Genomic DNA, 14,667 nt, shown 5'->3' with positions numbered 1-14,667 from the left:
GTTCTTTTTACCCACAATTAGACCTATGTCTCGTTGTCTAATTGTTTTCATCATCGCAGTGGTTCCGATTTTCACTTTTGCACAGAAACCCGCTTCAGCTCAGCAGGCTTTTATTGAGCAGTTTCAAAGTCCGCGCATTTGGTTTCCATCTAGTGACAACCCTATTCTTGCCGACGCGCCGGGGCGTTATCCAGCAGTTTTAAACTTTCTATTCGAAGGTATCCTAGGCTGGACGCCGACGGGAGCAGGGCAGGCCTTAACGGACAAGTGCGACACGGCTTTGTGGTCTGCGCGATTAAAAGATCCTCGAGTTTCCGTTTCCGCCCAGCTGCAAGGGGGACTGGTTCAAAAGTATCTTCAAGAGTGCGGCAACGAATTGCAAACCGAAGACCTTGGAGAAATGGTCAACGTACGGCGCTATCTAACGATGCGTTACGAGCCGCAGGATCATCCGTTTCTTCGCAGAGTCGTTATTAACCTTCCAGGAAACGTTAAACTCAAAGGCTTGCTGGCTTTAAAGGGCGACACCAAGCGCCGCCCATTGGTGATCTTTAGATCCGGAATTTTCTCAAGCATCGAAGACTTCCGACCAGAGCGTGGTTGGATGATGATGTTGTTCGAACAATCTCCTTTCAACGTTCTGCTTTTGGAAAACTTAACCAGCGCCGATTTCATCGCGAACAACAACCAGTTTTCTTTTGGCGGGTATGACGAAGGAATTCAAAATATTCTGGTGGCGCAGTTGTTGCGAAATCCACTCGAGCCCATTTCGCGACTGGTGGACAGCGTGCATGTGATGGGTATGAGTTTGGGTGGGCCCGGTGTTTTGTTTTCTTCGTTGCTGAACAAATACAATTCCCCCGCAGGAGCTGCGCTGATTCAAAGTTTTCTGGCGATGTGTCCCGTGGTTGATCTAAAAGCCACGATGGAAAGTTTGACGGGCAGTGGAACGCGCTCGGCATTTATTGATTTGTGGGGACGTCGCCGACTGGCGGGGATCGAACAAAAACTGCCTGGAGTGGTTCAGTACGACAGTTTTAAATTCATTCAAAAAGCCGTTTCCGAAGTGGTACGGACTTACCACGGCGGTCTTTCGTACATGTCTTCAGTAAAATTGCCTCCGGGAATGAAGGATGGCGAGGATTTTTGGGGTTTGAATAATTTCTGGCCGTACTACAAAGACGTGAATTCGCCGGTTATGATCTGGGCGACCGATCATGATTTCATGGTTCCCTATGCAACCAACTCGCAAATGATTTTTAATAAAACCCTGAAGGTCGATAGCCGCAATATTCGCGTGGTCGAATTTCCAGAGGGGTATCATTGCACCTTGCCGGTCGCTTATGACTGGAAGATGTCCAGCTCCCTTTTGCAGTCTTACGTTTTATCCCATTCGCCGAATTTCAAAATGCGTGAAAACAAGTTAAATCTGGAAATGTCTGATGACGAGTGGAATGGATTTTTCACTGGCACCACTAAAGTTACTTACTCCGTGGATGAGCCAGGAAAAAAGACGAACTTTGTAAATCTGGAAATCGTTCTGCAAAACTCCAGAGGCAAAGAAAAGACCATGAGCATGAGTCTGCCTTTATCTGAATTTGATTTCCGCTTTATGAATCCCGAACTTACCTCGTCTGAAAAAGACATGATCGTTCGCTGGGTCAATCAAAACCTAAAAGCGCAAATCGTGGAACTTGGCGGAAAACCGAATCTGCAAATCACCTGGTCGGTTGCAAAATAGCTGTCTTTTTGCATACCGGTTTTTGTTGAGTTTCTTTATTGAGCTTTCTGCGGTCTTCTTGATGGATGGATTTGGGGCGCAGGAAATTTCTTAAATCTGGGGTGCTAGGCAGCTTGCTGGGCGCGCTTTCTGCGCGGCCCGCTCAAGCCGAGCCACGGGTTAAGTATGTGCCTGTTAAAACCAACTATCGGTCTTTGGCAAATCCCATTTCTGATCTGCGCGATCACTATGACGTTATAATCATTGGTTCTGGCTATGGCGGCGCCATCAGCGCCGCGCGACTGGCGGGCGATGGACGAGTCGTAGTTCTGGAGCGGGGGCCTGAACGTCCTCCCGGAAGTTTCACGGAAAAATTCCGCGATATTCGCAAAGATGTTTTATGTGATGAAAACCCACTGGGTCTGTTCGAGATTCACGCCAATCGTGAAATGGATGTGATCAATGGCAATGGACTGGGCGGGACCTCGCTGATTAATGCCGGCGCCTTGGTTGAGCCCGATCTCGATACTTTTCGCTCTCCCGAGTGGCCGAAAGCATTGGTTCAAGAAGTGCAAAAAGGGATTTTCAATATCTACTATTCTCGAGTCAGGAAGATGCTGCAGGGGCATGCTTTTGATCCCGATAGAATGGACAGTGCCAAGGTGCGTGCCCATGCCTTTGGTTCTCAGCAACTGGGCGCAGCCGTTCGCTATCCACCGATTGCCGTGAATTTGTACGGCCAACAGGATCAGCAACAAAATGTACGGCAACCCAAATGTATCGAGTGCGGAAACTGCTGTTCTGGTTGCAACACCGGCGCAAAAAATACTTTGAATATGAATTACCTGCCACTGGCTAAGAATCGCGGTGCCGAAATCTATACGCAGATAGAAGTACAGTGGATAGAAAAAAAATCCCGAAATGAATACGCGGTTCATTGCGTTTATATTTCCGGTGAGGGACACAGAACACGTAAAGTGATTCGCGCCAGGAACGTGATACTTGCCGCCGGAAGTATGGGAAGTTCTAAAATACTTTTATCATCCCGTTGTTATGGGTTGAGTGTTTCATCCATGCTGGGACGAAGATTTTCTGGTAATGGCGATGTACTGGGACTTTCCTTTAACACCGCCTTTCGCACGAACGCCATTGGATTTTCCTCGGCCAGTCAGGTGCGAACCGATATGAAAGCCGGAGCTGTGATCTATTCATTGGCGGATTATCGAAACCGCAAAAACCTTTTTGACCGCTTTATTATCGAGGAAGGAACTTTTCCGGGGGCATTCACCATTCCCTTAAGGCTTGCCATGGGCATTGCAAAGTTTCGCCTGTCTATAGCGCGCTACTTACGGGTTAGTCGGGACGTGATCTTATCCAAAGATATTGAAAAGGGAGCCTTGAATTACTCAATGGTCTATTTGGGAATGGGACATGATCGCGCCAATGGAAAACTGCAACTGGATCGCAAAGGTCGCATTCGTGTGCGCTGGCCCGAAGTAAAGCATGATCCGATTTATTCCAAAATTGATCGCGCGATGAGAGAGCAATCGAGAGTACTGGGGGGAAACTTCGTGATGAACCCGCGAACGCTGATAATCAATGGAAGAAATCTGATCACCGTGCATCCTTTAGGAGGATGTGTGATGGCGGATTCAGTTAAATCGGGAGTGGTAAATCATTTGGGGCAGGTGTATCAGGCCGATGGAAGCCTGCATGAGGGGCTGTATGTCCTGGATGGATCTATAGTTCCAACAGCGCTCGGAGTGAATCCGCTTTTAACGATTTCAGCCTTAGCCGAGCGCGCAGTGGAACGAATGCGTTTTACATAGTTTCGATCATTTTCACGATCCACTGATAGTAGTACGGAACCAGGGTTTTCACTCCTTGTGCAGAACCGCAGTCCTCATCGCTCAACGTACGACTGGTTAATCCCGCCAGAACTGTTTGGCCGTTAATATCAACAAAAGCAGGTCCTCCCGAGTCACCGCTGCAGGTGGCTTGCTGGTTGCTTTCATTCAGAATCATGTCTTTGGTGCGCATGGAAGCCACCGTAACTTGAACTTTTCTAAGTACGCCGTCGCCTGCCACAAGTTGCAGAATGCATTTCGTTTTATAGTTGTTGCAGAAACCACGGCCTTCGGCGATGGCTGCTGGCAAGTCTGGATCATTGCGATCAGTGACCTTGGTTTTTTCCATGGAATATCCAAAGCCTGCCAGGGTGATCGTGTCGCCGGCGCGAATGAATGTGGCATCCTGTAACAGGGGAGTGATCAGGAAGTTTTCCGGAGCAGGAGCGTCCAGTTTGATGATCCCGATATCTCCATATTGGCTGCCGCTTTCGTCGATGATTTTAAAATCATCATGAAATGCCATGCTTTTGATGGTGCGGATATTCGCGGGATTAATTTTTTCAGTTTCGCCAACTTTATTGGGAAATTGAGTGTCGAAAATGACGATCAGGTTTTCTTTTTTGGAAACTACACAGTGACCCGCGGTTAGAACGACGTCTTTGGCGATCAAAGTTCCGGTGCAAGCGTTAGCCGTTTTTATATTAAAAATACCCACCGAGCGCAATGCAACTGACGTGTTGGGCTCGACCGGGCTTCCCCCGGTGATGGCCCCTGCCTGCATAGCAAAAAGACTTAAAAAACCGGCTAAAAAGTAAAGTGACGCCCTTGGCGGCTTCATTGTCGAAGTTCTATGCATTTGCTTCAATAGGTTGATTCTCACGGCATTCTCCATCTACTGGATTCCATGTAATCAAGTACTGTGCCTGATAAGGGGGCGGATACGCTTTGCCCCTCGTACTTTTTAGATTTGGGATTTGAAGAAAGGCGATTTTTCCGCGAGTTTTTCCATGTACTGCTGAACGTCTTCGCGAGCTTCCTCAGAAAGCTTTCTGAACGGCACGATGTGTTCGTCAGGGACGTAGCGGAACGTGAAATTTATTCGGCGGGTTTCGAAATTTGAGATCTCGTTCAGCGGAAATACGGTGCCATTTTTTTCCTCCACTCGTTGAACGCGGTGGAAAAGTTGCTTCTTGAATTTCTCTCCGCCAAAGATCTGCAATGAGCAGTCGTCAAGCCACTGCTGCAGAACCACGTCGGATTTTGTTTCAGTGCCTTTACTGGAAACAAACTGAAAAAGTGCGCGCTCGCCAAAAGAGATCGATGCCACCGGTCCCGGTTCGAAATCCTTATGCTCGCCCACGCGGGCACAATCGGTTTTCTTGCCGTCTTCTGATACCTGATTTCCGTAGTAGTTAATCAAACAGGTGTTCAAAGTCCAACCGCGGGGAATGTCGCGGGGATCGAATTTTTCTTTCACCAGGCTTTCGATTTTATTTACCAGATATTCCAAAACCGGCGGGTACTTTTCCCCAGTCACGCAGCGGTTATAGATTCCTTTGGGCGGGTGATAGTAGTTCAAGCAGGCAAATTGCCAGTTCCCCAACCAATAAACCGGGCGCAGCAAGGGTCTTTGCTTTTGGTTTTCAGGTGGCGGATTGTTTTTGGAATAGCGCATTTCCCAGATCGGATACAGGGTGCTTAGGTATTTTAAAATCTCTTCTTTTTCGCGGAAGGAGATGTAGTTCTGCTCGTAAATCAGATTAGCCGTGGATTTGCGCTCATCGCCACTGCGAAGACCGGGTTTGCCCCCACGGGAATTGTTTTTAAACGCGGGGCCCTTGCCCTGAGATTTACCTTTGGCTTTGAACATAGGCGAAGTATTTAACATAAAGGGGCTTTTGCTGCCAAGAGCCGAAGGTGTGCTGCGGCTCTAAAGGGGTGACAGGGGGCGGGCAATCCGATAAAAAAGGCTTTTGGAGTGAAAAAATGACAGCACCTGTACAAGCCAAACTAGGCCCTCAAGAAAAAGACCTTCTGATCAAGCAGATCCCTGCGCTTAAAGGCAAAAAAATCCTCATTATCGGTGACGTTGGTTTGGACGAGTACGTGATGGGCCAGGTTCGCCGTATCAGCCCCGAGGCTCCGGTTCCAGTTTTGGAAGTTGAAGAAGAAGACATGCGTTTGGGGTTGGCTGCCAACGTTGCCCAAAACGTGGCAAGTCTTGGTGGAACTCCGATGATGGTATCCGTTGTTGGCAGCGATACTGGTGCCGATATGTTGAAAGATCTTTCTGCAAAAAATGGTGTGAGCTGGGAGTACATGATTGTTGATAAGGCTCGCCCAACGACACGCAAAACTCGCGTGATGGCAAAACAACAACAGATCGTTCGCGTCGACTACGAAATGAGAAAGTATCTTTCTGAAGAGACGGAAGCTCGTTTGCTTGAAATGGTTGAAAAGAACGTTTCTCATGCTGACTGTGTGATCATCGAGGATTACGCGAAAGGTGTGATCTCCCGTAACATCGTTCAAAAAGTTTCTGAGATTTGTAAAAAGGCCGGTAAAAAACTAATGGTCGATCCACATCGCAACAATCAAGGCTCGTTCTATCAGGGCGTTGATTTGATCAAGCCAAACTACGACGAAGCCGTGGTATTGGCGGGAATGGATTTTGACGACCTAAAAGGCAACCCCAATAAGGTTGTTGAAGTCGGCCGCGCTTTACAAAAAATCACGGGTGCCAAGGAAGTGGTTCTGACTCGCGGAAAAGACGGTATGACCATTTTCTCGGGCGAGCAAATCACTGAAGTTCCAACTTACGCGCGAAAAGTCTTCGACGTGACTGGTGCTGGCGACACAGTCATCGCAGCCTTGGCACTGGGTTTAGTCTCTGGTCTTTCCCTGGTTCACAGCTGCATGCTGGCAAACAACGCCGCAGGCGTCGTCGTCGGCAAAGTGGGCTGCGTCCCTTGCGAAATCCCTGAACTCATCGAATACATCAACGAAGTTCACTAAAGCGCAATTCTTCGGAGCAAAGTTCATGGAGAAATCCTATAAAGTAAATTCCAAGCTTTTGCCCGAGGGGTTTCCCCGCCAGTTTGATGCGCATATTTACTTTAGTGAAGAACAAAGGGAATTCGCAGAAGCGCTTCGTAACAAGGCAATCGTCTCATTCAAAGATCAATTGGTTTTCACCGGGCAGCTGATCCCTGAACCTATTGGTCCCCATCCAACCCCGATGTTTGAAATTAATTTTCCCAAAGAGAAATTCACCGACGTGGTATTATGGTTAATGCACGAGCGCGGGGATCTCTCCGTTCTGGTGCATGAACTGGCAGGCGATGATTTTTACGATCACACGCAGGCGGCGATGTGGTTGGGTAAGCCCGTCGATTTAAAACTAGAGGCATTCAAAGACTAAAGCCTTTATGGATGGGAGGCCCGGTTGATCACTCCTGATTCAAATCTTTATAAAAATATTGTGACCACCTGGAAAGCTCCAGGGGAGCAGTGGCTTGCACGGCTGCCAGAACATCTTCGTAAAATCGAAAAGCTTTGGGACCTGGAGCCGATTCGTCCATTGGATAATTTGTCATTTCATTTTGTGGGTTCCGCGAAAAGAAAATCTGACGGCCTGGAAGTCGTAATCAAGACCGGTTGCGATATCGAGTCGCTGGATCGCGAACGTCAGTGGTTGCGACATTTTTCCGGAGTTGCTGCGCAGGTTTTGGCAGCAGACAAAGCCCTCGGCGCAACCATGATGGAATTACTCTTGCCGGGACAAACTTTAAAGCAAAGTAAAGAACTCGATGATGATCAGCAAACGGCCATTATGGCAGGGCTTATTCACGAATTGAATTCACGCTCGATCATCAGTGGTGCTTTCAAGCATGTAGCAGATTTGGCAAAAGATCTGGATGTATTAGAAGGGGCCGTGGACCCTCGCATGCTCTCGAAAGCTCGCGGGATCTTGAGTGAGCTGACCTTTGATCGCAGTCAGGATCGTCTGCTTCACGGGGATCTTCATCACGACAATATTCTGAAACATAAGACTTCGTGGAAAGTTATTGATCCTCACGGCTACATTGGAGATCCGATGTTTGAAATGGCAGTGATGATGTACAATCCGCTGGATGCGTATCCGACAAATCGACCTTTAAGAAAAACTTTGGAGCGTCGTATGTCTATTCTCAATGAGTACAACGGGTTCGATATGCAACGAATGAAAGCCTGGGCCTTTGCAGCCGCAATGATTTCAACTGCTTGGGATTATGGCGACACGAAAAAGCTTTTTGGCATTCCATTTTTGGTTGCCCAGGAATTGCGATCCTGATGAGATGTTCCCACTGGGGAGCATCTATGAAATTCATCGCAATCGTTTTTCTATTGTTTCTTATAAACGCTCAAGCGCACGCACAAGGAGCAGATCCATTTGATTCCTTTATCGGGGACTATGTGATCTCGGGCAAACCCCGTGTGAAAGAGTTTAATACCAATTATTGTCTTCTCTATAGCTTTGGTGGACTTAAAGGCATCACGGTAAAACCAGGCGATGCAAAGTTCGAGTCTCACATGGTTCATTTTATTTCCACCTACAAATCGGTCAGACATTCAGTGATGAATTATGAAACTCGTAACGACCGCGATACCGCGGGTTCGTTTGCGGTAACATCAGGTGGGGAGGGCTGGGCAACCAACGTTCGCGGCACCTGGTCTATTGGAAGCAAGTCGGGAGTTCGAATTCGACTAAAGCACACCGATCAGGGAGTCACCGTGGCGTTGGATGATGAATCCAGTCGCTCGGGAGTGATTAAGAAAGCCTGCTATTACGAGGCCGATCTGATTAAGGCTGCGGAATAAGCACCAAGCTCTGGACAATTAAGCATTTTTTGCAAGAAAGGCTCTTTTTAAGGGCCTTTTTTATTGGCTAAATCACTGAAATTTAAGGAATTACTAGGCGGCCCCTGGGGGCTGTGCTACAAGGCTCCCACACATAGTCCTAACCAACGGGATCAACAAGATCCCAGCTGTAACAAGCATGGCTGTAATAAGCCGAGGAGCCCTTAGATGGAATTGAACGAAGGCCTGAGCCCTGCTGCTCTAGCACCTGTTAATTATGCTGACGATAACGTCGCCAAGCCTCTTGAAAACAAGCCGGCAAACTTTTACTCCCTGACACTTGAAGATTTGAAAGCTTACCTAAAAGGTAAAGGCAAAGAGCAATTCCGTGCTCAACAGATTTTCAAATGGGTTTACGAACAACGCGTGACTGATCCAGAACAAATGACGAATTTGTCCAAGGACTTCCGCGCAGAACTTCCAAAACTTCTTTCTTTCGAACTTCCGAAAACTTTGACTCACTTGAAATCCGTCGATGGAACGCAAAAGTTCTTGTTCGATATGGGTGACAACCAAAGTGTGGAGTCGGTGGTTATTCCTTCCGAGGGTCGTTTGACTCTTTGTATTTCTTCTGAGGTTGGTTGCAACATCGGTTGTAAGTTCTGTTTCACAGGTAAACAAAAATTGAAACGCAGATTGCGCACTGAAGACATCGTTGGTCAGTTCATGCAGGTTCATGATTCATTGGCAGAGGGCCAGCGTATTACGAATATCGTGTTCATGGGTATGGGCGAGCCGTTGGATAATCCAGAAGCCGTTTTCAAAACGATCGACGTGATCCATTCTCCATGGGGGATTAACCTGTCCCGCAAGAAAATCACTGTATCCACTTCCGGTATCGTTCCTGAGATGTGGCGTATCGCTGATGCGAAAGTTCGTTTGGCGGTGAGCTTGAATGCGCCGACAGATGAGATCCGTACGCAAGTGATGCCGATCAATAGAAAATGGAACACGACAATGTTGCTGGATGCTTGTAAGCAGTACACCGACAAAACCGGCGACAAGGTGACGTTCGAGTACGTGATGCTTAAAGGTGTGACGGATTCTATCGAAAACGCGCGCCAGGTGGCTAAGCTTACCCGCGGTGTTCCGTGCAAAATCAATATCATTCCATTCAATGAACATCCAGGTGCTCCGTACGAGCGTCCTTCCGATGCGACGATCGAGGCGTTCCATACCGAACTAAACCGTTTGGGTTGCCACGTTCTTCTGCGCCGTTCAATGGGTCGCGATATCTTTGCAGCTTGCGGTCAGTTGAACAGCACGCACAAGGATGAGAACGCGACGATGGATATCTCGAATTCAAAATTGGCAGGTATGCCAAAAGCGAAGCGCGAGTTGATGGCAGAGCATAAAGCAGAACATGCAGCGAAAAACGCCGCATTTGCTGCTGCGAGCTTTGACGACGAAGACGAAACAAACGAAAACAATACAGAACTTCAATAGCGTTGGCCCCAGGAGAAATTTAAAATGTCTGAAATTTTAGTAGTAGGAAGTCTTGCATACGATTCAATTCAAACACCATCTGGCAGAGCGGACCGCGCTTTGGGTGGTTCTGCGAATTACTTCTCTTTGGCAGCTTCTTTGTTTTCCAAAGTTCGTGTTGTCGGCGTTGTTGGTGAAGACTACGACCAAAAAGACTATGATCTTTTAAACAACCGTGGCGTTGATTTGACCGGTCTTTCCAAAGTTCCGGGCAAAACATTCCACTGGGCGGGTTCTTATGAAGGTGACATGAACGAGGCGAAAACTCTGAACACAGAGTTGAACGTTTTTGAACACTTCAATCCACAATTGCCAGAGCACTACAAAGATTCTTCTTTCGTATTTTTGGCAAACATCGCTCCAGAACTTCAATTGCAGGTTCTGTCCCAAGTGAAACAACCTAAGTTCGTGGGTCTTGATACAATGAATCTTTGGATCAACATCAAGAAAGAAGCTTTGCTTGAAGTTGTGAAAAAAGTGAACCTGGTATTGATCAATGAAACTGAAGCTAAAATGCTTACAGGTGCTTCTAATGCGATCTCTGCAGCTCCATTGATCACAGCAATGGGTCCGTCTGCTGTTGTTATCAAACGTGGCGAATACGGTTTCGCAATGTACACGAAAGAAGCTGGTTACTTCATCCTGCCTGCAATGCCGATCCCGACAGTGATCGATCCAACAGGCGCAGGCGACACCTTCGCCGGCGGTTTCTTCGGTTACATCGCAGCTCAAAAAGAAGTTCCAACAGTGAACACTTTGAAACAAGCCTGCATCATGGGCTCCATGATGGCTTCGCACACAATCCAGGATTTCTCGGTAAAAGCCCTTTCCAAAGTGACTTTGCCAGACTTGGAAAAACGCCTGGCAGAGTACAAAAAAGTTATCACAGTTTAGGTAACAGTTCCCTTTTCGGAGTGCAGTGCGGAACCGTATCGGTTTCGCGGTGCTTCTGCAGAAAGTGGCAGGCACCTTTTTGTAAAACAAAAGGCAGGAAATTGAATCCTGCCTTTTTTATTTCTGAATAGGTAGTCTTTGCCTTTTACGGGAGGGGTTAGACTAGTTCGATCTCGACCGGAACATTGCCGCGAGTGGCGTTTGAATAAGGGCACACCTTGTGAGCGGTTTCCAAAAGCTGTTGAGCGATGTTGCGCTCGACGCCTTCAATTTTCGCTCGCAGTTTGACTGCCAGGGCGAAGCCACCACTGCCGTTCGGGCCGATGCCCACTTCTGCATTCACAGACGACGTGATTTTCGTTTTCTGTTGCATGGCCACAAAGTTCAGCGCGCTATCAAAGCAGGCTGCGTAGCCAGCAGCGAATAGCTGCTCAGGATTGGTAAAAGCACCACCAGATCCGCCCATTTCTTTGGGAATACGTACTTCTAAATTCAGGACTCCGTCAGAGCTTTCTACCCTTCCGTTGCGTCCCCCAGTTGCGGTCGCAACTGCGCTATAGAGCTTACTCATGATGACCTCCTTCTAAGGTTTTTCTCATTTGCTCATTTAATTTATTCAAATTCTTATAGATCGCCTGCAGCTCAGAGCGATTGCATTCGACATTGCAAAGCAATTTGTCGGGCACTGAAGAGAAGTGCTTCTCCAGCTTACGACCCTCGGCCGTCAGATGAACTTCCACCGTGCGTTCATCTTTGGCAGAGCGCTTGCGAGTCACCCAGCCGCGGGTTTCCATGCGCTTGATCAGGGGAGTGACGGTTCCCGTATCAAGCAGCAAAAGATCTGCGATCTCGGTCACTTTGCGCGGAGCCTTTTCCCACAAAACCATGAACACCAGATACTGCGGATACGTCATATCAAACGCTTTAAAGTGCTCGGCATAAAGCTGAGTGATCAGGCGGGAAGCCGCGTAGATCGGGAAACAAAGCTGATTCTTTAAAAGCAGTTTCTTATTCATGCCCTGATTCTACGCCAATTTATATTGTGTGCAATTAAATTGCATACAATACAAAAATAATACAATCGGGGTCCTGCGCCAAGCGGCTCCCAAAGGTACGGACACACTTTTGGTAGCGAGGATGCGTCAGTATTCCGCTTGGCGTGTGAGCCATTTTGAGACAGAAATGTGATGTCTGTGGTGCGGTGCTGCTACCAAAAGTGTGTCCGTACCTTTTGGGGCTGGACGTTGTGCCAGTTAGGTGGAATCCGGTGGGTGGTCCTTAAGAGAAGTTGAGGAATTTCCGATAATTCCAATAGTATGTCGAAACGAAAAAAGAAATCTTCAGCAGCGGAAAATCTGATTGAATCACTGATGGACGACGTCCGTGGGATTCAAGAGGAAGGTTCGTTCCATAAGGATGGAAAACAGCCGGCCGATGAGCCGACTAATTTCCCTCAGGCACCTTCTGCCAGCGCGCAGGGTGATGAAGATATGTGGTCAGGCCTTGAAAAAGACGTCGGTGCAGAAATCGACGATTCCGAATTCAATGGCGGCGCAGCTCAATACACCAGTGAAGAGCAGGGCGATGACTACAACAACGAAATCATCGAGGAGTTTTCTTCCGGTGACGAGATGCTGGATGGCGAGAAGCCAGTAGGTTTCGATGTACCTCCGCGCCCGCAATATGAAGCTCCGATATCAGAAGCTTATGATGGTCCTTCAAGTGAAGGTGACTATCAGGCCATGGACAGTATCGATGATGAGCCCGTGGTTGTGGAAATGCCAGCAGCCAGTTCCTATTCGGAGGACTTTACCAGCCCGGTGGAATCATTGGCGGCATCTTTGGGCGAAGAATCAAAAGAAGATAAAACTGTGTCCATTCAGGATGCAGGTCCCTCCAGTTCAAACACTTCAGCAACCAATACAGATGCGGATCGGACTCTGGCAGTTTCAGGATTTGCAAATGCCCGTTTGGGTGCGCGCAAATCCCAGAATGTGGATGTGAAAGTCAGTGTTGGTAACTTCCGCGGTAGCAACCGCGCGGGTTCTGCCAACGTGATGACTTCCGTGGATGCCAGCCTGGCTCAGGCCGAAAACCTGAAGCTTGCACAGCAGCGTATTCTGGAGCTTGAAAAAGAAGTTGAATTCCTACGCAGCGAGAATGAAGAGCTGGCTTCGGCTGGTGAAATCATTCGCACCCGTACTGACGAGTTGGGCGTGCGCATTGTCGCTGTCGAGAAAGAGAAAGCGGAAGACCGTGAATCTTTCCAAAGCGAGATCCTGATTCTGAAGGGTAATCTTCAGTACAAGGAAAACGAGGTTGCCAAGGCTCGCGTCAAAGTCGACGAGCTGGAGACTCGACTTAAATCTGATTTCAAAAAGATCCGTGTTCGTGAACGTGAACTGGAAAATCGTCTAGAGCTTTTGCGTGCAGAAAAAGCGGCATTAGTTCGGTCCAAAGATGAGTATATTCTAGACCAAAAAAGAAAGATTGATCAGCTTTCCCAGGAACTCGATAATTATAGAAATAAATGTCTTGAGTTAAACAAGACTATCGAGGGGAATCAGGACCAATTCAAACGTACAGAGCGTGCTCTGCGTTTGGCGCTTTCTAATTTGGAAGTCAAAGAAGAAGGCATCCCGACTCCTCTCAAAAAAGCTGAGTAGGAATTCATGGAACCCACATCACCGGCAGAGTCCAGCGAAAGCGGCGCAGTCGTTGCGAAGCCCGCACCTGTTAAAAAAATCAAGGTGGTTATCAGTGATTTGCATTTGGGCAAAGGACGTCTTTTGCCTGAAGGCGGTATCAATTCACTGGAAGAGTTCTATTACGGCGACAAGCTTGTTGAGTTCATTCACTACTACTCCACCGGTGTCTATCGTGACTACGAAGTGGAACTGATCATCAATGGGGATTTTTTCAATTTCCTGCAGTGTGATTATAAAGGCCACTTTTTATCGGTGATTACTGAAGCCGTGACCCTGGATATTTTAAAAGATGTCGTTAAAGGTCACGAGAACGTTTTTAAAGCCATGGCTGAATTTGCCGCCAAGCCTGGAAAATCCATCACCTATATCGTGGGAAACCATGATCAGGGAATGTTGTGGCCGGCTTGCCGCGCCTATGTGAATCAGGTGATTGGTGTTCCGGTGCGCTTTAAAAACATCGTTTATTTTTTTGATGGCGTGCATATCGAGCATGGACACATGCACGAAGCCGCCAATCGTATGGACCCCAAAAAGTTTTTCCTTAAAAAGAATCTGGTGGAACCGATTCTGAATCTGCCCTTTGGCTCGCACTTCTTTTTGGAAGTGGTTCTTAAGATCAAGCAAACCTATCCCCACGTGGATAAGATTCGTCCTTTTGGTAAGATGGTGCGCTGGGCCCTGTTAAATGAAACCATGACCATGGTTAAAGCCTTCTTCATGGCTTATAAGTACTTCTTTAAAAGTGCCTTCGTGAAAGACCCGCGTCGTAACTGGCCGTTTAAGCGTATCGTGCAAGTCATCCTGGAAAGTGCGATCTTTCCGGATTTAAGTGAGTCGGCGCGTAAAATCCTTAGCGATGACCGTGTGCATACGGTGGTTTTTGGACACACTCATGTGTACCAGTACAGGCAATGGTCTGAACACAAAGAATATTTTAACACAGGAACGTGGACTGAGATCACTTCTTTAGATATCGTGTCTCTTGGAAAAATCACGAAACTGACTTATTGCCTGATCGAGTATCCTGAAGACGGCGGCCGTCCCCGTGGACGACTGAAAGAGTGGAACGGATACCACCGTATCGAGGAAGACGTCGCGATTTCGTAGTTTT

14 protein-coding genes are annotated in these 14,667 nt (G+C 47.7%); 10 read left to right on the top strand and 4 right to left on the bottom strand.

What is annotated here, in order from left to right; genetic code table 11:
* Positions 1-25: 25 nt before the first annotated feature.
* Together ACLWNV_RS14970 and ACLWNV_RS14965 are read left to right on the top strand one after the other, a co-directional pair.
* The gene (locus tag ACLWNV_RS14970) at positions 26-1,741 is read left to right on the top strand and encodes a hypothetical protein (RefSeq protein ID WP_413585247.1); all 1,716 of its coding nucleotides are present in this window, start codon (positions 26-28) and stop codon (positions 1,739-1,741) included.
* A gap of 101 nt (positions 1,742-1,842) precedes the next feature.
* Complete coding sequence (locus ACLWNV_RS14965) at positions 1,843-3,549, top strand: GMC family oxidoreductase N-terminal domain-containing protein (RefSeq protein WP_413585246.1); 1,707 nt, start codon at positions 1,843-1,845, stop codon at positions 3,547-3,549.
* On the opposite strand, the gene ACLWNV_RS14960 is transcribed toward ACLWNV_RS14965, so the two are convergent.
* Entirely contained in the window at positions 3,542-4,450 is a 909-nt protein-coding gene (locus tag ACLWNV_RS14960; RefSeq protein WP_413585245.1) for a S1 family peptidase, read from the bottom strand. The two genes, ACLWNV_RS14965 and ACLWNV_RS14960, sit on opposite strands and share 8 nt — an antisense overlap.
* Before the next feature lie 81 nt (positions 4,451-4,531).
* Positions 4,532-5,440 carry an alpha-ketoglutarate-dependent dioxygenase AlkB gene (locus tag ACLWNV_RS14955; protein ID WP_413585244.1) on the bottom strand — a complete coding sequence of 303 codons (909 nt, stop codon included), beginning with the start codon at positions 5,438-5,440 and terminating at the stop codon, positions 4,532-4,534.
* A gap of 116 nt (positions 5,441-5,556) precedes the next feature.
* On the opposite strand from ACLWNV_RS14955, the gene rfaE1 reads away from it, so the two are divergent.
* From rfaE1 to ACLWNV_RS14925, 6 genes are all read left to right on the top strand, one after another.
* The gene (gene rfaE1, locus ACLWNV_RS14950; protein ID WP_413585243.1) at positions 5,557-6,585 is read left to right on the top strand and encodes a D-glycero-beta-D-manno-heptose-7-phosphate kinase; all 1,029 of its coding nucleotides are present in this window, start codon (positions 5,557-5,559) and stop codon (positions 6,583-6,585) included.
* 25 nt (positions 6,586-6,610) lie between these two features.
* Positions 6,611-6,991 carry a DOPA 4,5-dioxygenase family protein gene (locus ACLWNV_RS14945; RefSeq protein WP_413585242.1) on the top strand — a complete coding sequence of 127 codons (381 nt, stop codon included), beginning with the start codon at positions 6,611-6,613 and terminating at the stop codon, positions 6,989-6,991.
* A 24-nt stretch (positions 6,992-7,015) separates the two neighbouring features.
* Positions 7,016-7,903, top strand: a complete 888-nt coding sequence (locus ACLWNV_RS14940) for an aminoglycoside phosphotransferase family protein (protein WP_413585241.1) — start codon at positions 7,016-7,018, stop codon at positions 7,901-7,903.
* A gap of 26 nt (positions 7,904-7,929) precedes the next feature.
* Positions 7,930-8,430, top strand: coding sequence for a hypothetical protein (locus tag ACLWNV_RS14935; protein WP_413585240.1), 501 nt, complete (start codon positions 7,930-7,932; stop codon positions 8,428-8,430).
* Positions 8,431-8,637: 207 nt separating this feature from the next.
* Positions 8,638-9,915, top strand: coding sequence for a 23S rRNA (adenine(2503)-C(2))-methyltransferase RlmN (rlmN, locus tag ACLWNV_RS14930; RefSeq protein ID WP_413585239.1), 1,278 nt, complete (start codon positions 8,638-8,640; stop codon positions 9,913-9,915).
* A gap of 24 nt (positions 9,916-9,939) precedes the next feature.
* Positions 9,940-10,848, top strand: coding sequence for a PfkB family carbohydrate kinase (locus ACLWNV_RS14925; protein ID WP_413585238.1), 909 nt, complete (start codon positions 9,940-9,942; stop codon positions 10,846-10,848).
* A 157-nt stretch (positions 10,849-11,005) separates the two neighbouring features.
* On the opposite strand, the gene ACLWNV_RS14920 is transcribed toward ACLWNV_RS14925, so the two are convergent.
* Both ACLWNV_RS14920 and ACLWNV_RS14915 read right to left on the bottom strand, forming a co-directional pair.
* The gene (locus tag ACLWNV_RS14920; RefSeq protein ID WP_413585237.1) at positions 11,006-11,419 is read right to left on the bottom strand and encodes an organic hydroperoxide resistance protein; all 414 of its coding nucleotides are present in this window, start codon (positions 11,417-11,419) and stop codon (positions 11,006-11,008) included.
* Positions 11,412-11,864, bottom strand: a complete 453-nt coding sequence (locus tag ACLWNV_RS14915) for a MarR family winged helix-turn-helix transcriptional regulator (protein WP_413585236.1) — start codon at positions 11,862-11,864, stop codon at positions 11,412-11,414. The genes ACLWNV_RS14920 and ACLWNV_RS14915 overlap by 8 nt, the downstream gene beginning before the upstream one ends.
* Positions 11,865-12,164: 300 nt before the next feature.
* Between ACLWNV_RS14915 and ACLWNV_RS14910 the strand changes: the two genes are divergently transcribed.
* Complete coding sequence (locus tag ACLWNV_RS14910) at positions 12,165-13,514, top strand: hypothetical protein (protein WP_413585235.1); 1,350 nt, start codon at positions 12,165-12,167, stop codon at positions 13,512-13,514.
* 6 nt (positions 13,515-13,520) lie between these two features.
* A complete protein-coding gene (locus tag ACLWNV_RS14905) occupies positions 13,521-14,663 on the top strand; it encodes a hypothetical protein (protein ID WP_413585234.1) in 1,143 nt (380 codons plus the stop codon).
* Positions 14,664-14,667 lie beyond the last annotated feature (4 nt).

The organism is Bdellovibrio sp. HCB274 (assembly GCF_047306075.1).
Taxonomy (GTDB): Bacteria; Bdellovibrionota; Bdellovibrionia; order Bdellovibrionales; family Bdellovibrionaceae; genus Bdellovibrio.
Note: the sequence above shows the minus strand (reverse complement) of the source record. Positions and strands in the feature narration are given on the sequence as shown.